13 protein-coding genes and 1 pseudogene are annotated in these 19,584 nt (G+C 55.3%); 8 read left to right on the top strand and 6 right to left on the bottom strand.

Going from position 1 to position 19,584, the window contains the following annotated elements:
* Positions 1-374 precede the first annotated feature (374 nt).
* Both PH558_RS24610 and PH558_RS24615 read left to right on the top strand, forming a co-directional pair.
* Positions 375-2,393, top strand: coding sequence for a HAMP domain-containing methyl-accepting chemotaxis protein (locus tag PH558_RS24610; protein WP_285207080.1), 2,019 nt, complete (start codon positions 375-377; stop codon positions 2,391-2,393).
* Positions 2,393-2,857 carry a chemotaxis protein CheW gene (locus PH558_RS24615; RefSeq protein ID WP_285207081.1) on the top strand — a complete coding sequence of 155 codons (465 nt, stop codon included), beginning with the start codon at positions 2,393-2,395 and terminating at the stop codon, positions 2,855-2,857. The genes PH558_RS24610 and PH558_RS24615 overlap by 1 nt, the downstream gene beginning before the upstream one ends.
* Positions 2,858-3,014: 157 nt before the next feature.
* Here PH558_RS24615 and PH558_RS24620 read toward each other — a convergent pair.
* The 3 genes and pseudogenes from PH558_RS24620 to PH558_RS24630 form a co-directional block, all read right to left on the bottom strand.
* Positions 3,015-3,743 (bottom strand): annotated as a pseudogene (locus PH558_RS24620) (integrase); the annotation flags it as partial.
* Positions 3,740-4,144: a type II toxin-antitoxin system VapC family toxin gene (locus PH558_RS24625; protein ID WP_285207082.1), complete on the bottom strand. Its 405-nt coding sequence runs from the start codon at positions 4,142-4,144 to the stop codon at positions 3,740-3,742. The gene PH558_RS24625 and the pseudogene PH558_RS24620, both read right to left, overlap by 4 nt.
* Positions 4,141-4,398 (bottom strand): type II toxin-antitoxin system VapB family antitoxin, encoded by a 258-nt coding sequence (locus PH558_RS24630; protein WP_285207083.1) that lies wholly within the window; start codon positions 4,396-4,398, stop codon positions 4,141-4,143. The genes PH558_RS24625 and PH558_RS24630 overlap by 4 nt, the downstream gene beginning before the upstream one ends.
* 818 nt (positions 4,399-5,216) lie before the next feature.
* On the opposite strand from PH558_RS24630, the gene PH558_RS24635 reads away from it, so the two are divergent.
* From PH558_RS24635 to PH558_RS24645, 3 genes are read left to right on the top strand one after another with little or no spacing between them, the layout of a single operon-like run.
* Positions 5,217-5,498, top strand: a complete 282-nt coding sequence (locus PH558_RS24635; RefSeq protein WP_113233495.1) for a hypothetical protein — start codon at positions 5,217-5,219, stop codon at positions 5,496-5,498.
* Between the two features lie 49 nt (positions 5,499-5,547).
* On the top strand, positions 5,548-6,042 hold the full coding sequence (locus PH558_RS24640; protein ID WP_145676943.1) for a hypothetical protein: 495 nt from the start codon (positions 5,548-5,550) through the stop codon (positions 6,040-6,042).
* Positions 5,978-6,766, top strand: a complete 789-nt coding sequence (locus PH558_RS24645; protein WP_145676945.1) for a hypothetical protein — start codon at positions 5,978-5,980, stop codon at positions 6,764-6,766. The genes PH558_RS24640 and PH558_RS24645 overlap by 65 nt, the downstream gene beginning before the upstream one ends.
* Before the next feature lie 98 nt (positions 6,767-6,864).
* Here PH558_RS24645 and PH558_RS24650 read toward each other — a convergent pair whose 3' ends face one another.
* On the bottom strand, positions 6,865-7,923 hold the full coding sequence (locus tag PH558_RS24650) for a PIN domain-containing protein (RefSeq protein WP_145676947.1): 1,059 nt from the start codon (positions 7,921-7,923) through the stop codon (positions 6,865-6,867).
* Positions 7,924-8,167: 244 nt separating this feature from the next.
* Entirely contained in the window at positions 8,168-12,298 is a 4,131-nt protein-coding gene (locus PH558_RS24655; protein WP_145676949.1) for a HigA family addiction module antitoxin, read from the bottom strand.
* A gap of 365 nt (positions 12,299-12,663) precedes the next feature.
* Here PH558_RS24655 and PH558_RS24660 point away from each other — a divergent pair, with 365 nt between their 5' ends.
* From PH558_RS24660 to PH558_RS24670, 3 genes are all read left to right on the top strand, one after another.
* Complete coding sequence (locus PH558_RS24660) at positions 12,664-12,879, top strand: DUF2188 domain-containing protein (protein ID WP_145676950.1); 216 nt, start codon at positions 12,664-12,666, stop codon at positions 12,877-12,879.
* A 78-nt stretch (positions 12,880-12,957) separates the two neighbouring features.
* Positions 12,958-13,524, top strand: a complete 567-nt coding sequence (locus PH558_RS24665) for an AlbA family DNA-binding domain-containing protein (RefSeq protein WP_285207085.1) — start codon at positions 12,958-12,960, stop codon at positions 13,522-13,524.
* Complete coding sequence (locus tag PH558_RS24670) at positions 13,488-14,051, top strand: hypothetical protein (protein WP_145676953.1); 564 nt, start codon at positions 13,488-13,490, stop codon at positions 14,049-14,051. The genes PH558_RS24665 and PH558_RS24670 overlap by 37 nt, the downstream gene beginning before the upstream one ends.
* A 252-nt stretch (positions 14,052-14,303) precedes the next feature.
* On the opposite strand, the gene PH558_RS24675 is transcribed toward PH558_RS24670, so the two are convergent.
* Positions 14,304-19,580, bottom strand: a complete 5,277-nt coding sequence (locus tag PH558_RS24675; RefSeq protein ID WP_285207087.1) for a hypothetical protein — start codon at positions 19,578-19,580, stop codon at positions 14,304-14,306.
* Between the last annotated feature and the right edge of the window lie 4 nt (positions 19,581-19,584).

Below are 19,584 nucleotides of genomic sequence, written 5' to 3' on the forward strand. Positions count from 1 at the left end.
TTTGGTCTTCTGGACGGGCGCTGACGCTTCGAAGCTTTTGGGGAGGGGAGCAGCCGGGCCGCCAGCAGGGGATTATTCCTCTTATGGCCAATGTTCCCGCCACCGTTGTTCAGCGGGAAACCAACGCGACGCCCTCCTTTAGCGAAAGAGCTAGCCAAAAAGCGCAATCTTTGTCATTTGCTCGAGATCGAGAAAGCTTTCCTTAACCATTCATCGCAAAGTATAAATCGTCGTAAAATCTGCTACTTTGCAGATTCATGCGTTCTTCGATTCAAATGATTTGGATCCGTAAGCAGTATCGCGAGTTCATCCGCGTTCATTGCGCAAAGATGTATATCAAATTGCACTTTCAAGCGCGGCGGGGATAATCGCATATGATCCACAATACATTGAAATCTTTAAAGATTGGCAGAAAGCTGCTGATATTAACTCTTGCAACCGTGGCGATCGGCGCGGGCGTCGGTATCTATGAAGCCGGTAAATTGCGACTGATCGACAACACGTATACTGCGATGGTCGATAGCGATGTAGAGGGATCGATAAAGCTGGCCGAGATCACTGGCAATTCGGACTCGATCGGTCGTGTTCTGTATCGCATGATCGCAGAAACGGATCCCGCGGATATGCAGGGATCCGTTGAAGAGTTGACGCAGGTTTTCGACGAGACGGCCAAGTTCATCGACCAGGCTGCAAGCAATTACCCTCAGCGAAGGGTCGACTTTGCAACATTGTCATCAGATCTCGCAGCCTTACGGGCCTCGGCGGGGCCGATCCAAAAGTTAACCTTGGTCAACGACAACGCGACAGCCTTGCAGCTTACTAAAGACACATTCCGGCCCGCGCGCAAGAAATTCGATGATGACGCCACCAAGCTTTATGATTGGGCAAGGTCGGAGTTGAAGCGGAAGGACGATGCAGCGAGCGTCGTGACCAACACGACAATTTCAACCACCTACGCCGTTCTGGGTGCGGGCGCACTGCTGGCCCTAATGCTGAGCGTTTATGTGACCATTACGCAAGTCGTGCGGCCGATGAATGGCCTGACAGCCACGATGACCGTGCTTGCCGATGGAAATCTCGCCGTGGAGGTCCCAGGCTCTGACCGTGGAGACGAACTCGGCGCCATGGCGCGAGCCGTGGAAGTCTTCAAGCAGAACAGCATGAAGGTTCGTGAGATGAACGCGCAGGAAGCCGCCTTGCAGGCAAAGAGCGCCGACCTGCAGTCAAGCATCGGAGAGGTGGTCTCGGCCGCAGTTGCCGGGGACTTCACGCAACGTATCACCAAACGTTACGATAATGCCGATCTTGACCGTTTCGCCGCAAGCGTCAATGAGCTTGTGACCTCCGTCGATCGTGGGATCGCTGAAACGCGCCGGGTTGTTTCCGCCCTTGCCGCTGGTGACCTAACCGAAAGTATGCACGGTGAGTTTCAGGGCGCTTTTGGTGAGCTGAAGAGTAACGTCAATGCGACCATGGCAAACCTCCGATCGGTGCTCGGAGAGGTCCGCGTAGCGATTGACACGATCAACGGCGGAGCGGGGGAGATGAGGATCGCCTCTGGAGATCTTTCGAAGCGCACAGAGCAGCAGGCCGCTGCACTGGAGGAAACGTCTTCCGCTCTCGAAGAGATCACAGTTGCTGTGAGGAGCTCGACGGAGCGGGCAACAGAGGCTAGTCATATGGTTGACGAAGCCCGCAGGAGCACGGAGCAGTCCAGTGCCGTCGTCAAAGATGCGGTCGCGGCCATGGAGCGGATAGAGCGGGCTTCCAGTGAGATTGGCCAGATCATCAATGTCATCGACGAAATCGCCTTCCAGACGAATCTGCTTGCATTGAATGCTGGCGTCGAGGCCGCGCGCGCTGGCGATGCCGGCAAAGGCTTTGCTGTAGTCGCCCAGGAGGTTCGCGAACTGGCGCAACGTTCGGCGACCGCCGCCAAGGACATCAAGGCGCTGATCAATAGGTCTGGAGAAGAGGTGGACACCGGCGTTAAGCTGGTGACCGCCACTGGTGATGCCCTTGGTCTTATCCAGGGCCATGTCATCAAAGTCAACGAGCACGTTCATTCGATTGCGACCGCAGCCCGGGAACAGTCAACCGGACTGTCGGAAGTCAGTACGGCGCTGAACCAGATGGATCAGACGACCCAGCAGAATGCGGCAATGGTAGAGGAATCCACGGCTGCGACTAACCGGCTCGCCGACGAAGCAATTAATCTGGCCCAGCTGATCGCCCGCTTCAAATTGGATGATCAGGTTTCCGCGCCACGCGCTGCGCGACAAGACAGCAAGTCTGTTGCTTCTCCCGCTCGTGCTTTGACCCAGAAACTTGCCGGAGCATTCGGCGGCCGCACAGCAGCAGCAGTTGCCACTAAGGAATGGGAGGAATTTTGATGGAAGCCTCGATCACCAACACGACGCTTGAGATCATAGCTTTCCATCTCGGTGAGCAGCAGTTCTGTATCCGGACGACTGCGATCCGGGAGATCAGAGGATGGGCGGCGGCAACGCCACTGCCCCATGCTCCGCGTGACGTGCTCGGCGTCATGAACTTGCGCGGCTCGGTAATCCCCGTAATTGACCTTGCGGCAAAGCTTGGGATTCGCAGTGCCACGCACACCGATCGCAGTGCCATTGTCGTGGCGGAAATTGGCGACAATATCATCGGCCTAGTAGTCGACCGCGTCTCCGATATCCTGTCCATCGGCTGCGATCGGATCCAGCCTGTGCCGGATCTCGGCAGAACCTTCGATCCGGCATTCTCACACGGGATCATTCCCCTCGACCAAGGCATGGTCTGCTTCCTCAATCTCGATCATATGTTTGCCAATCTCGAGGGAGTAGTCGAGGCCGCCTAGTGTGAACAATCGGAGAGAATGCCGTTGATCGACCCTTGGCTTCAAGTGTGAGTCCAAGCTGCAACACCAATCGGACAATCGGCCGCTTAGCTGAACTGACACTGGATCACCTGTCTCAGTTCGAGCTATTCCGTTGATAGCGGGACGATTTGAGCGGGCGCGTCGGCTCCTCGTCGATCAGATCCTCGACGCGTAGTTCAGCGACTTCTGAGCGCTGGCGACCGCCAGAGGCAAAGGTCGTCAGAAGGAGAGCGCGATCGCGAAGATCGACCAGCCTCTCGCCCGCGCAAGTCGCCAGCAGCTTTGCCAGAACATCGCCCGTGACGGCTCGTTTGCTCTTGCGGCGACGTTGCCGCGGCGCGGCTCGGACTGCCAGGCGCAATGCCGTCTTCAAAGACGGAGCAGCAAAAGACCCTGTCAAGCCACGCCAGCGGGTGAGGATCGACCAGGACGTCAGCCGCCGGCGCACCGTATCCGGTGCATGCGGGCCGTCGGCCCGTAGCAGACCTTTTGCACGCAATCCGATCTCGACCTCGGCTGGCATGCCGTGGGAAGAATCCTCGGCCCGTTCGACAGGGTCCCAGAGATGATGGGCGACGAATTTCAATAACAGGCTTTCCGGCGCCGGCCAGGGCAGGGGAGCGCCGGTGGCGAGCTCGCACCAGGATTCGAGATAGCCGAGATCGGAGGCCAGCGCCCGAAGGGTATTGGCGCCCATACCTTCCTTGGCGAGATGCTTGAGGGTGGCGACGTCGTCGTCGGTCAGCATCGCTGCCAGCTGATCGCGGCGGGCAAAGGGCAGGATGGCGTCAAGCGCATCGAGTTCTTCGGCACGGAGCCGCACTGGATCAGCGGGGGAGGGCCGGACGACAGCTTTGCTTGTCATTGAGTAGCCGATGCTGGATGGCACTTTACGTCTGTTCGCCCGAAATCATTCCCCTTGAATAGCAAGGGCGCCTTGGCGATCGCAGCAACGGCGTACGAATAGCAGTCGCCCATATTAAGGCCGGCAGGATGGCGACCTTTGCCAAACAGGTCGAAGGCCTTCTCGGCAGCATAATAATGCCGCTCGCCAAAGGCGATGGCGGTCACATTTGGCAACGCCACGAGCTGTGAAATGATGGTTGCGGCGTTGGGAAAGCTCTTGCCGGTGAGCACCATTCGTGCCTCAAGCAAGGTCGGCCAGGCAATGACGACTTCCTCACGGGTGACGAGCGCATGAAACCGTTCAGCTTCGGGCTCTCCCAGTGATGTGGCCACGATCACCGACGTATCGACGGCGATCATTTCGGCAAACCGTTTTCGTCGTAGAGATCATCATGGGCGGAGGTGGTGCCGGGTGGTACGGACCGTCGGCCCTCCGCCATTAACTCCCAAAGCGTGTCGGCTGGCGTCTGTGTCGGCTTTTGCCGCAGTTCTTGGTCGTAGTGCTCAAGCGCGATCTCGACGAGCTTGTTGATCGGCTGGCCGGTGCGTTTAGCCAGCGCGTGCGCAAGATCGCGTGCCTTGCTGCTGCGGATGGAAAGCTGGGGTTCAGACATTTTGGGCGCTCCTGGCGCGGATTTCATGGCGCAAAAGATAGTGTTTTGCGCTGAAGATAGCAAGGTTTGGCAGCTAGATGGCTCACTATCGATACTTGATACCTATCGATAGTGAAAGCCACAGAAAAACACCGTCCGAGCAACGGAAGTAAAGTGCGAGTTCGATTCGTCATGGAAAAAGAACGGCGTTAATTCATATGGTTAATATAGCGGCAATTTGAAAATGGCACCCGAGATCTGGGTGACGAGGACGCATTTGAGAGCGGTTTTGATCAGCTAGGCGGAAGCCTCTGCTGACACGCCTTCTACTTGCTCGGGTGGGTACCGTGTACCATCGTGATTCGATGTGCCGTATTTTCGTGACCTCACGGTGTCTACGATCCGCGCCGCTCACATTAGGATCGCATTTTCAATTGGATCACGCGTTCCTGTGAGAACAGAAAAGGAACAAGTTCATCAGATCAATTTATTCGTGGATGAATTGCACTCGAGTACGACCCGACCGCGCTTTTCGAGCTGATATTCGGCATATTATGCCAACAACCTGGAAACGATGCGCTGACAACGCTCAAATATCGTTCCTGGTTGTTGGCGCTGCACCCGCAGCAGGGAAACAGTTAGCACCTGGTTCCCTCCATCGCGGTAAAAATACCGTGCTACAAGTTTGCTTGTTGGGCAACGAGAAACCGTAACAGGCGTAATGATTGTCAACATATCGTTGAAACGTCGACACACTGTAGCACGGTTCGCTGTTGTCGTGCCACAATTGACAGTCCTTCCGCGCTCGCCATAAGGTTGAGAGACTATTGGAGGGACTCATGCCGACATTAAAGATCGCGCATATTCGAGAGCAGGGGCAGGACATGATAATTGTCCCGCTCGATACTTCTTTTGAGCACAAGTCTCAAGATGATCAGAACGATGCTGTTGACGAGATTCAAGTGGCAGCGCAAAGCGCCGGATTGCGAGGTACGGTTGTCGTAGTCTGGACAAGCGGCGGAAGGATGAGATTTATCGGCCCGCAGCCATGGCATCCCTTTCTTCGCTCGCTAAGCATGAACTCGATACGAGCAAGTCTGAACAGAACGCTTTCCTGGTGAGCGATTATTCAACGCAGCGGGATTTTCACGGCAGGCCCAAGGGGACTTTATGATCACTGACGTTAGTAACTACGTCTCTGTTCGAGATCGAGCCGAGCAACTTGGATGCATGGTTTCCGATCGAATATCAGTGTTGCCGGCAAATTTCGAATCAGCCGTTTCCATCAATGATTTTTTGCAACGTACTGAGGCTGCGACACTCAGGACTTTGTTTCGGTTGAACGGAGTGCCGAGCGATGATTTGGTATCGAGGGAACAGCGTGGAGCTTATATTCAGAATAATTCAATCGAATGGATTGCTCCTACGCTTTTCGTTGCCGGCTCGATCTGGTCGCAAGAGCCCAATGTAGTCAATCTGGCGTTGAATGTCTTGTCCACGTACATTACAGACTTCTTTAAGGGAGCGCCGGGACGCAAGACGGTGAAGCTCGAAATTGTCGTCGAAAAAAGGAGATCAACACTCTGCAAAAGGCTAAAATATGAAGGAGACGCCGAAGGGATCCGAGAGCTTGCCGCCGCTATTGGACGGCTCGCGGACGAATAAATCTGACTTCGAGTGGATTGAATACTTCAACCGCACCGTCGATGACGCAAGACTGTTCTGCAATTTGACGCGAGACAGCGAGTTGCAGGAGGAGTGCATTTCTCGATTGAGAGAAATGAGACGGGAGTGTGCTGAAGTCAAGAAGAATGCCCTCGATCAGGTCAACGAAGATTTTGCCAACATTTTGCTCGGTTTTGAATGTGTTGTAGACAGTCTTAGACACGAGCTTCGGATGTGGATCGCCCTGAAAGAGGGGCAACCGGACGCTGCGTGGGATAGACTTATTTCTGCGCAAGAAGCTGGCCGTGCAGCTGTTCGGGCTCATCAGGGCTTTTCTGCGCTGACGGAGCATGTAGAGAGATTAGACTGTATTGAAAAAGTTGTATTTCCACCTCAAGTGTTTGTAAGCACGGGATTTATCGTCGGGTCGCAAGAGTGCTCAATATGCGGAACTGAATATGGCGATTGTGATCACCTAGAAGGAATACCCTACAATGGTGAGTTTTGCCTCGTTCTGCCGAAGCGAACTGCAATCGATCATGTAGCCATTGTGGACGATCCACGTGACAGAAGATGCCGTATTACGACTGTACCGACCGACCAAGGCAGCCGAAACCGTATGACTTGGAAGTTAGAATCGTCAGCAAGTGGATCGACCGGAAGTATGGCGGCAACCGGTCGCATTTTGATTGCCAGTTCAACGGGTTCTGGCGATGATATTTAGACCTGTGAAACCAAAGAGTGTTTCCACGCGGAACTGAGCCGGACAAGCCAGTTCATGTCGAAGATGGATGTAGCCGGTAGGATCCTGCAGGGCCGAGATTACCCCGTGGCCTCGATAGAGGTGACTTTATAAGCGTCATCGAGGGTAAAACGAACCGTGGCAATGCTGTCGGCAACAGCGGTGAACGCGACGAAATGGCCTTCTTCGTCAACGTCGCTATAACGTACGTCTAGCTGTGCCTCGACCCATTCCCAGTCACTCAGTTGCGCGACCCCATTGAAGAAGCACTCGAAGGGAAGGATAGCTTCTACCAGGAGTTCATCAACGACATGTGTTAACGTCAGTTCTGGATCGCCCACATCGAGTCGAAGGCTCTCGATCCCGAAATTCGAGATCCCCGACGGCATTCCGATGTCCACGGTGTGGTTACGGATACCGTCGGTGACGATTGCTTCGCCTTTTTCGGCAATCACCTCCAAAGCCCGGCTTCGAAGTCGGGTTTCCGTTTCCTTAATCTTCTCGCTTTGGGGCTCGATGATCGTCTTGATGATGTCGTGAAGCTGGCGTTCGAGCCCGATCCTTGCCGTGTCGACACCGAAAGCCTGTGCGTCCCGCAGGAGATCGCCGTGGAAGCCTCCTTTGTTGTCTGCGAAATCGCTGGCGTTATCGGTGACGAGATAGAACATATGCGGCGAAGCAGCTTGTCGATCCGCCACGAACTCCAGGAAGGATCGCCAAATCATGTGATCCTTGAAGCCGGTTCCATCCGCCTTGTACGGTCTGAGGTTCTGGTAGTAGCGCTCGACCAGATGCTGGAGCGGTAAGTTAGGATAGGGCAGGGTGCCGATTGCCAATTTTTCCAGCTGTTGGTCGCGCTCTGTCAGATAGTTCTTCAGAACCTCATCGACATCGATTTCTTTGAAAATCGGCATGAGATGTGGCGGAGCGAGGACGCTGAGGGATTTTAGGGCTAAGCTAATATCCGCCGATTTGGCAGAAACCTCTTTGCGGACTTGACCTTTCAACTCATCGAGGACGACGTTGGGAACCCACACCCCACCACCCAGTTTACGAGCAGCCAGGGCGACGCTCCGCAATCTCGGGCTCAGAAGCCGTTTGTCGCGGAAAACGGTCGTCGTATCGATGATAATATGCATTGGAAATTCTGGCCTCCGGTCTCCTCACCGAGTAACGGCTCCTACGGCGGTTATCAAGATTGCCGCTCGTAAGACGGTGAACGGTCGGCTAACGTGACGATTGTTTCAATTTTCGGGGTCATGATCTAAAAATGATCGAAGTTGGTTGGCGAGGTCTCTTCATGATATTTTATCAACTTAAGAACGGACGAATGGCCGGGAACACTCAGAGCTGAGTTCTCTGGATCAGGCTGTCTTGAACCGGTTACTCTAGAAGTCTGCGTTTGATGTCTGCTTCGGTGTCGTGAAAGCTGGCCTCGCGTTCATAAGTTGTTGCGAGCGCCATCAAAAGCTTTGACGAGACGAACGGATGGGTGAATTGAAGCGCTTCGCCCCACCTGCGATACTTGTCCGCGAGATCCCGCTCCTGATCGCCGCCGATTCCTCTAGAATGGACGCCGCGTGAGTTGTAGATACCAATGCGCGCTCCTTCCATAATCGATTCAGACTGAATTTCTTCCATCACTTGGCGAACCGCATCACAAGGCCAAACGCCATCCTGGCCCACTGACGAATGCGCAAGGGTCTTGCCGATGCAGAGGTCCCCGATTTCGCCACGGCTTAGCTCGGAGCTCATCTGCCTCACGGTCCTGATCCAGTTGGCGAGCCGCTCTGCCTTCAGCTCGCCCAGATCATTGTGGCCGGGAATGATTTGGATCGCCTCAAGCAGCTTGTGCCCACGCTCAGCCAGGTCTTTCACGCGGTCAGCGGGTACCTGGAATTCCTTCGGGTCTACTCCACCGTCCTTGCGTTTATAGGCCCATATTATGGCTTGAACATAAGTCTCGGGATGCACTTCCACATACCGTTCAAGATTGGGAATTCCATACCCGGTCGAGTTCCCGCCCAGTGGTTTGGCCAGAACAGCCAAAAATGCGAACTCCAACATCGCCTTTTCGTCGGCAGTAACGACTGAACTGGCGTTTATCTTCCTGAATGCCTGATCGATATAATATTCATCAAGCATGTATTCGCCAGATTTGTCACTACCTCCCTTTGCCATTCGTGAAAGGAGGCGATGCAACGTTTGGGCATCCAGTTTTTCCAGACCGAAGCGAACGCTCACAAACGCAGCACGTGGTCGGTCCGCCTTTAAGAGACGCTCAACACTTTCGTTATTCTCCTCATCTGAGTGGGGATTCCAGTCGGGTACAATCTCTTGCCAATAGCTGGCTTGTGCTGGCTTCTTTAACTGGTCGATCAGCGTCCAGGTGCTCTTCTTGTACGGCGCCAGTACCAGTAAGCTTATCAACTCTTCCTCGCTAAGGTTTGCTCCGACCGTCCTCAAAAGACGTTCGCGCTCCTGGTCGTCCAATATTGCCCGCAACGAGCCTGCAATTAGGTTTTTGCAGGCATAGGCGTCGTCGCCACGGTTCGAAATTCGTCGAAGTGCCAAGCGAAGAAGCTGGTGCAACCCATTTTCCGACAGTAGACCTCCAGCGCAGAGAGCGCCGATCTGAAACGATGCTTTGCCGCGGACCGCGAGCTCAAGGATGCCCAGGAACCCTTTGTCTTCCTGAATTTCTCGTATTGCATCTGCGCGCAACCGTTGGATACGCTCATCGCGCTTCTGGAAGTCAATCCTATCGATATCTTCCAGCTCATCAGCCGATTCATCAATCCAAGTCTCGCGAAATAGCCAAGCATGCTTGTTCAGGAGGTCTTGCGGCTGCAGGGCTTCATAGGCCACTGCGGCTTTGGCATTCAATTCGGGAAGCTGACCATCCTTCTTGGCGCGAACTGTGGCACGCCGTGAAAGCCGAGTGATCCGAATTTTCTCGCGAAGGGCAGCTTTGTCTGAATCACTCGCACTTGTTTTTGCCCAGGCGTCAACCAGCATCCAGACGCGATCTTGATCAGCATCATTCAGATCATGAAGTCGCTCAACAAGGTCGCATAGCATTGACAGAGAATAGCTTTTCCATGTGAGTGCTATTTCCACCATCTCACGAACGAATTCGATAACTGGCTGCCAGGTAGGAAATGGTTCGCCAAAGCCGAAACCGTCGTTGCGCCAGCGTGGTTTGTGGCTGTAGTCGCCGATCTGATGGTGATTGCCAAACTGCGCGACACAGATCTTCCACGCTACGTCGGGATACTTTTCTGCTAATCCTTTTAGGACACCGACGCGTTGCTGATGGTTGGCTGCCGTCTGCGGCATCCAGGCCCTGAATATCGATTCCAAGGAATGAGCGGGTTTATTGATCCAATTATCGTTGATCTCCACCTGCGCGAGGCGGGCAAGAATGAATACTGCACGTGAAAACGTCTTCGGACTCCAAGAGAGGCCCTCCAGTGCCCACAAAAGGCCTGTTCGGCTCGGGTGCCCGAAAGGGCCTGGCCCAGCAGGACGAAGTAACCCTATGACCGCGGGATTATCCGTCTTCAGATCACGTTCCAAAATTGATAGAAATTCGTCCGGAGCGGCTTCTGCATAAGTGGATAGGTCGCGATCATTTGCTTCAAGAACGCGGGTGGTAAGCGGCGTCGGGAGTAAGTCGCGGACGACACGCGCGACTTCCTCTTCAATATCTACACCCAGGCGATTTTTGAAAAGGTTCGTTCCGTGTACTGCAAGCAGAACCAACGTTTCAGAAATACCTTCGCGGAAGGCACCTGAAAACTCTCGCACTTTTCCATGCAAAGCAGCGGCCCACCGCTTGTCGTCTTCAAAATCCAGTGCTGGATCGTCCTCACCGAGTACCATCCTCGCCAATGAAAAATACCGTTTCAAATCATCGGAGGTGACAGCCCCGGCCACGGCGTAAAGCAAATCGATCTTAGAAATGACACCACGGTAGTTGCCAATCGACCAGACGGGTGCATCGTTCAGTTGGGTGAGGCGCTGCACTACTTTATCGAGTTCATCGTATGGCCGATCCCGTGCCATTAGAGAAAGGCCAAGCTTATCGGCTTCGTTAGTGCTCTGCCATGCGCCTACAAACAGGAATGGCACCAGGCTTTCCGCGGTCTTCGGATCCCTAACCCATTCAGGAGTCTGCAGTGCGGGAACAGTCGCAAGTCGGCGACGCAGCACTGTCAAGGACCGGCCTGTTTCATTCGTAAGCCGCAAGATCGTATCGCGATCGCAGCCCATTGCCTCTAGTGCTTTGTTGAAGGTGTCGTAGCTCGTGGGTTCAAGAGCAATGTGCACCTCAGCGTTTGTAGCATTTCGAGGGTAGACTATGATTGAAGGCATATTCTTTGCATACGGGCCGAGTTCTCGCTCCACCTCTCGCGTATGCACGACCGGAATAAAGGTTTGCGCTCCTTGTGCCAATCGCGGAAGAATGCCCGGCTCGTCGAAGACCAAAACGCGATCACGATAAGCGGCGAGTTCTTCGCCACCCGGTTCACCTAGCAATTGCGATAGGAATGCAAGTGCTTCCTCGGTTGAGTCTGCCGCGATTACTGTCGGTCCGTCCGACGGCTTCGACAAGCGAGCAAGCATCGTGCGCTTGCGTGCTTCGATGGCGGAGCTGAAGAGCGCCCCACTGAGCGGGGGGTGGGCAACATCTGCCCAATCGGACCAGCATTTATCAAGTGAGCGGACCCCATGCGCGGGGATGTTGATTTCATTGGCGAACCAAGCTTGCGCGGGGAGCGATTGTTCGATCCATTGCTCAAGGTCGCTCGAATCATAAGCACGGACGTCTTTCCAAAGCTTTCGTGCTTTTGCAGCGTTAATCCATGTAGCTTTGCCGGGCCAGCGGCGAGGTGTCACGAATACGAAGACCATCTCTTTCCGCTCGCTTGTATCGAGCGCTTTTACGCTTTTTTCAAAATCGCCGTCCGCCTTCGCTTTAACGTCTTCGTTGGTGCCGAATTCCCAGCCGGAATGACCACTGGGAATCCAAGGCGTTCCATCTCCCGCGTCAACAACGCCGTCCCAACCCGCACGCTCGGCGTCATCGTTTCCTGGAAAGTCCACTTTGCTAAGCGCGAGGCCGGTGGAGTGGACAAGAGTTCGTAGAAGAACCGCAAATCGTATACGTGCTTGAATATTGTGGTCGACCCATTTCTCAATTTGATTGGCCTTGATCGCCAAAAAAGGGGGAACGTAAGCTCTAGTCTCGGCGGGGGCATTCTTCTTCCGAGATTGTGCCTCGTCGTATTTTGCCTGCATGTCCAACAGGCTTTCTCGAGGATAATTGAACGCCTTTTCTAAGCGCGTGGCCATCTCAACCGACAAAGCAGCGTTTCCGTTGAGAAGGTTCGACAATGCTGGCCGACCTACGCCTATCAATTCCGCGGCCTTCGTCACCGACATGCCGGCAGGAATTACGTCGGCTTTTATACGCGTGCCCGGATGCTGAATATCGGTAGTCGAGGTCATCTGGAATCTCCAAGCGAAAAATCAACTTGGGATCATAATATCGTATTGTGTAGCGCTACACAATACGATATATATCAAGCTGCGTATGGGCGACTGCTCGGTTCTGCTTAATCCCCGGGCGATATGACCTTATCTGCCGGATAAAATGGCTTTGAGAATAATTTAAGTCAAGAACGGCGCCGTTCTTTGCGAAGTAAGAACTGGTGTCGAAGATCCGGCAATAACGAAGGGGTTCGACTCGTGACGCGGCGTTAACAGGCGTCAATAATACTGTGCTGTTTAGCGAAAATGGCAGGAGGAAGCGCATATTTAAAAGTAAAAACTGCATTCCAAATAAAAATATTCCAAGAACTCATGGAGTTGTTATGACCGGCAAAGATAAGACGAAGGAATTTTTCGTAACGCGTCGGCCAGATGGCCGCTACAACGTCCTTCGGCCAAACGCCGAGAGGCCGAGCGCCGTAACGGACACCCAGCGTAAGGGGATTGATCGGGCGAAGGAAATTGACCCCGATGCTGCAATTCATATCCAGAGGGTTCGCGGCAACCCCCCAGGTCCCGATAAATTCCGCAAGGAATAAGCAGCGTATGCTCAGTCTCAGCGAGAGTCTGGTTTCTCACCGAGATCCGTCATCATGATTAGCCGATCTTTCGATGAAATGGGTCGCAGTGATCTTGAGGCGCTGGTCGCCAATCGTGTGAGTGAACGCCGTGATTTGGAATTCAAGCGCGATCTTCCGGGTGAGACGCCGGAGGAGATCAAGGAATTCCTAGCTGAAGTTACCTCGCTGGCTAACGCACAAGGAGGCGACCTAATATTCGGCATAGAGGAGAAAGCCGGCGTCGCCACGGCGCTTGTCGGACTGACTGTCGAAAACCAGGACAAGACCCTGCTGCGTCTCGAAAACGTGCTTCGAGATTCTATTGACCCAAAGTTGATCGGTGTTCAAATGGAGTGGATTCCGCTCGATGAACCCTTCGGCGCCGTTATCATCCGCGTGCCGGCCAGCCTAGCAGCACCTCACAGGGTCCGTTATAAGAAGAACGGCCTCTTCTTCGGCCGCAATAGCCGGGGGAAATACGAGATGGACGCTCAAGAGCTGCGCGTCGCATTCACAAAGTCCGAGCAGTTGCCCGAGAAATTTGCCAGCTCCACGCTGACGCGATTGAAGCCGCGGGAGGCCGTAATATGCCTTTCGCTCTTAATCCAGAACCAGCCGCGGTAGTTTCGATTGTTCAACTAGCTTTCTTCCAAGAAGCCAGAGACCTCGCCATAACGCATGAGAACGTCCAGGTGCCTGTTGACGTAAGTAGAGGAGTCGATTGGATCGACACGCTGGAAGGTTTGTTGATGCATACAGCTGTTAACGACGAAGGGCGGGTTCGTTCATACGCACTTACCCATCGGGGCGGGCGTGTTGATGTCGCTTGGACAATCGGCGGAATACGTGAGATAAGTGGCCACGAACCCAAGTTGGTGTGGCCCAAGCGCTTCGAACAGGGCCTCCTCGACGAAGCCGGCTCCGCCGCTGCACGTCTTCGGCAGCACGGTCTCCAAGGCCCGTGGGTGGTCCTAGCTACTGTTATCGACGTGCTTGGCTACCAACTTATAATTAATGATGACTCCACTTCCAAGCCTGCCTGGCGCGATCGGGCTTTGATGAGTGCGCTGGTAGCCGATCAGGTCGATGAAGCCAACCTTCAGCCACTCCTCAAAGCCTTCTGGCTTCTTTTGGGATTGCGACGGCCGTAAAGTTGGCCAGTCACACCGGAGCGGGATTAGGTCTATGGTAGCACGTGATCCAGAGGCGATTCTGGGCCAACTCGGAACTGGCGGTCGCTTTGCGCCCTCATTGTGGTCATTGAGACCCCGGTCTCGATCGTTGAAAGCAGCCATTCAAGTTGGGCAGAAATATCAGGGCCGCTCTCCGACGTTGGAACATTCCGACGTCACATGATGTCGAACGCAACGAGGATGCGTTCGCGCCTGCACGACTGTCGAACGCTATCGTCTGAGTCGCTTGATGCGTTCTTGAAGCGGAAGCGCCGCAGGGACTTGCCTTGCCACGAGGTAGGCCGCCAGTGCCAGCAGAGCGTCCCGTGCTTCCTGTTCCTGTGTGAACGCGGCGGAGTTCTCATGCAGTACGATGTCAAGAAGATTAACGAGCGCATCACCCGTTCCTCCTTGGTCCCGCCAGTATTGTTGTCGGACTGTGTCGGCAAACGATTCGGCCAGCCATTTCACTCCGTCCATTCGTAGTGCCTCTCCTGGCTTCGAGGCTAGAAAACGGGCGAACGCATTGACATTTTCCTCATCAACTTTGAGGTTGGCTTCCGCCCAGCGTCGATAGAGGTCACGCATGGAAAGCACTGTTCGTGCGGCCTCCGGCAAATTGCTCAGAAATGCCTCAGAACCAAATCCGAGCAATTGCAGCAATAAGCGTTGTTCGTCGAACCAATGGCCACCCTCAGCCCAGCCGGCGCTCAAGGCGAATTCGATCATGTCGCGCCAACGAGTGCAAAATTCAGTCGCATCACATCCGCGATTAAGTTCGAAGAACCAGGAGGCAACAAAATGCTCGATAATGTGGCGTGCCGCCGGACCACGGCCAAGGACTCCACGCCAAATCTCCGGTGCGAGCTCCGCCGAGACATGCACCGCATAGAAAGCGAGCTTGCCGATGATTTCGTATCCGAATTGATCAGGCAGCCGATATTTGCCGTATTCATCGCGATGCTCTAAACAAAAGATCGCTTCATAAGCCCAGAGCGACGAGATCACTATGCGGCCGATTTCGAGCTCCTCTCCTTCCGGACGAAAGTCGTTGGCGACCAGCCAACCGTAGAAGCCGGCGAGGAATCCCATATCGAGACCGCGCGAAGCCGTTTCATCGGAAATGGCTCGAAGCCAGGCTTTATCTTCGCTAGCCATCCGGCGGCGCCGGCGCGCCTGTTCAAGCGGTTTGGATCGTTGCCACGTGCCGAGGGGATCGAGGCAGGATGCGTCGGCTTGCGTGCTTGCGAATCGGCGCTCACGCAGCCATTTCAGCCAGCGTTGCCAGCGCACCGCGACTTCGGGCGGATCATCATAATCCGGTCCGAGCATTGAGAGGGCGGACCACAGCGTGCCAAGTTGCAGCAGGCGCCACCACCGCGCACCAAGCTCTGTTCGATGGCGATGGGCAAGGAGCCCCAGTGCGCCAACCGCATTCGTGTCGTCGCTAGTCAGGATGCAAAGCAGAGCACGTTCCCATTCGGTTTCTTCGCTGCCGCTACCGAGCCACAGATGAAAAATCCCGTGCGCCGCGAACTTCAGACGGCCGTCGAAGCTGATACGCTGCCGCCGCATTGACACTTGGTTGGTTGCGGCGCCGTCTGCCGTGGCACGCAGTTGGGACTTGGCTGCTTCATGCACGGCGGGCTGAGCAGCAAGCCACGCGCCGCCACAGACAAGCAGTGTGGCGGCCGCCGCCAACCGGTTAAGCGCCTGGCGCCCCTCGTCACCTGGCTCATCATCAGTGTGTGGAGCGGCCAACACATTAGCCAGGAATTCAGCGTCAGTGTCCGCCAGTTCGCCGCGCGCCTCAAGGATGTGCTCACAACAATATGAGAGCGTCAGACTCTGCAATTTGGGCGCGTTCGCCGCCTGGAACGCGATTCCCTCTGCCTTCACCGCTTCGGGAAGATCGAATGCAACCGTTGCCATGCCGGTGTCGGGATCGCGTTCGATCCTGTAATTTGCATCGTCAAGCTGTGCGCAAAGAATGTCGAACTCGATGGCTTCCTTCGGCGTCTTAGGCCTGAGCCACGTCGCAGTTGCCGCTTTGAGGAAAGCGGCAACATTTTTGTCTCTTGGAATAATCTGGCCGACAATCTCCAGCAAGTTCTGTCGCCGATAAGGCGCCGCCGCCCATTCCCGCGCCATATTGAAAGCGGCTTCCCCCGCGCGGTACCATGCAAATACAGGGAAAAATTGATTGTTCTTGACCCGATTCTCGTCGAGCAGATACACGTCCCTGCTGCTCAACAGCGGCATCAGCACATCCGAAAACAAGATGCTCCGGTATTTTCCAATGTTCACAAGCAATCCAACGAAGGCAAGCGAGTTGCTCTCCTTCATAAGCCGCTCCAGATAAGGGGCGATGTCCGTTCCCTTGTCGAATTGCAACGTCAACCACCGTTCCAGCGCGTTCAAGGCACAGTGAAGCTGCCCAATCGCAGTCGAATCGCTGTAGGTCCAATCAAAAACCATCCAGTCGCCGAAATAGAACGTCTTTGTACTGTCGCGCATCACAAGGGCTATCTGAGGCGGGCCTCGGCGGTTGGCTTTCCAAGCGTGTGACCACCGTTCCGTAGCGAAATCCACCAACCGCACGAGGGTAGTCAGCGCTATATCAGGGTTGATATGTAAGAAGGCCAAAAACTGGCTTTTCCAGAAGGCGGTGGGATAACTTTCTGCATCGTATTCCAGCCCGATCTTTTCGAAACCGAATCGGTCGGAATTTTCCTCGCGCGGATCGCTCTCGATAATGGCGGCAAGCATAATTTCCGCAGCCAGTTCGGGCAGTAGATTCATTAGCGGGGTCAGCGCTGCCGTATGGAGGACGGTGTGGCGAAAATCATTTTCGATACGGCCCATTGGCCCCATCGACCATGGCGGTAGCTTCCGCGATCTGAAAAAGCCTATCGGACCGCTGGATCGCCGCCGCTCTTCCAGCTCATTCTGACGAGCCCGATAGTCTGAATCGAAGTTCATCCGCTCGGCATGGTCCGCCGCTGCCTTCGCTTTGGCCGCAGCAACCTTTTCCGTAACCTCCGCTTGCTGGGGGCGACGGCGTGCCATTTCTAAGGCCCAGGTCGCCACGTCATCGGGAAGGTCCCAGCCTCCGGAAAAGGCAGCAGCATAGATTGGGCGCTCGCCATCGCTAATGTAGATCGTGTCCTTGCCTTGATCGATCTGGAGCGCCCTTGCCGTCGCCAACGCAATTTCGGCAAATTCCTTCCGGAAAGGCAGTGGAACATCGCTGTATAGCCGCAGCGGGGTCGCCGTCAGCCACGTCGTGCAGATGTCCGCGACCGTTGGCGAGACAAGTTCCGCAACTTGCTGGAGGTGATTGTGGAGAAAGTTCACCATCGCGGGCCACAGCCCGATGATAGGGGTGCGGTATTTGTCCTCCATATAGAGCGCAAGAGTGCGATCGATACTTTGGGATGCGTCGGGCGCGCTGGGAACCGTGGCGACGTGTAGGAAGCGGCGGAGCAGGCGGTTCAGCCGTTCACCGTTGTTGGCGAACAGCAATCCAGCGCGTTCTTCCAGAAACCAATCGGCCTGCGGATCAAGGCACAGCGCATCGAGCAGGATATCCGCAGCCGGGGTAGCGCCCTTCGCCTCCAGAAGCGCCAACACCTGATCCCATTCACTGACGCCGCCGGCGGCCTCGCGCAGAAGGAATTGCCCGAACAAGCGCAGCGCGCCGCCCCACAACGGATTGTTAGCCAGCGCAGCCCATCGATCGACATCATGCGCGATTTCCTTGAGCCGCTGGAAACGCGCCCAGTCCGCGGCAAGATCGTGGTCGAATTCGATCCGGTTGCGAGTGTTTCGACGCAACGGAAAATGTGGCGGCCTGCTCTGGAAAATCAGGGTGTCCGTGGCGTCCAGTTCGCTGAGCGCAAAGCTCCGCACAAACTCCGCTTCGCGTTCCGCCAACCGAACAAGCAAGCCTTGCGAGGCTGGTTGATCCTGCGTCCAAAAAGTCCAAATACGATCGGCTATGGCCGCAGGTGAAGTCAGTTCCGGGCTTCCCGCCTGAAACAGGGCCGACGCCTGAATAACCCATCTCAACGCTCGGAGGTTGGTAAGCGCGGCCACGGTTTCGTCCCGGCCGGCCAACCAACGAAGATCACCACTCGCGCGGAGCGCTGTTTTTACCTCCTCAACACTGAGCGCGCTGATAGCAAGCGGGCGCTGTACCGCCACGCCAATCAATGGCTGGAGGCGATCACGCCATCCTTCGGGTTGACTGATAATCACGATACGCCACAGCCGGTCGGCTGTTGGGTCGGAAGAAAAAACAAGGCATTGAACGAGCAGCTTGATCCGCGCGAGCGCATCGGAATCAAGCTGCTCCGCCGCATCGATCACCAGCACATTGCGCGGGCTGGCACTTGCCAGAAGAATCTCGTGCAAGGGATACGCGAGCTGGAGTCGCGATCGATCGAGATCACTGGTCGCGGCCTCGGCTTGCTCCGGGCCAAGCCATACTTGTCTGTCCCGGGGGAATAATGCGTCCAACGTTCCCTTCACGAGCGCGGATTTCCCGCTGCCGGATTCGCCGACAACCGGCACAATCGGTTGATCACGGAGAAGTTCGGCAAGCTTGGCTTGGTCTTCAGTTCGGTCGATGACAACACCCGAAGGAAGCGCCATTTCGATCCGCGCTTTGTAGTCCGACGTTAAGGCCTCAAGTGCGCTCCATGATCCCGCGAAGCTCGGCTGATCCTTAAAACGGTATTTTGCGCGGAGATTTTCCCAGATCGCCTGCAGCGTCAGCGTACCAGAGCCGACGCGGGTGTCGGTAGCCATTTGAACCAGATCGGTCCAAACCCGCTGTGCTTCTGTTCGATCGCCACTCTGCAGCAGCATACGGCATCGGCCGATGGCCTCTTCAAGGCATGTGGATTGGTCGAGCTGGAAGTCGAGCGGGATGACAGCGAGATGCCGGATCAGTTCGATGGTCTCGGCGTCTGTTGCCATACGGGTGCCGCCAGGCGCCTGGATGCTTTCGAAAATGCGCGTGTGGGTTCGGGTTTTCCGGATGCGGGTGATGGCAAGCTCGGGATCGACACCCGAACACCATGTCACGATATCGCTCCACGGTGGTGTGAACGTCGCGTGGCGCCCGCGCGTCACGAGCGCAAGTACATCGGTCGCTTGCTGCATTGGGCCGTCGGAGGCGCGCCATTGTGTCCAGGCGCGATGCACAAAATCAGCCGGGAGACCGTTGGCGGTGACCTGCATATTGCTCTTGCATGAAAGGGCAAGGTGTTTGCCATCGGCTTCAGCCGTTACCAGCAGATCGTCGATCCGCCATCGTAGTGCGTCCGTCTGCGATTGAATTATGTTGCCTGCGTTCCCGACAGCCGGCAACGCTTCACCAACAAGAAGCTTGGTTGTCAACGATGCGGCAACAAGGTCTTCGAAAGTGAATCCTGGGCCAGCCGTTTGTCGAGTAGTTGCCTGGCCGGTACGCCTACCTTTCCGAGGCGTTTTAGACTTCATGCAG

Origin of the sequence: Rhizobium pantanalense, assembly GCF_030182525.1 — a bacterium.
In the GTDB taxonomy this organism is placed as follows: domain Bacteria; phylum Pseudomonadota; class Alphaproteobacteria; order Rhizobiales; family Rhizobiaceae; genus Rhizobium.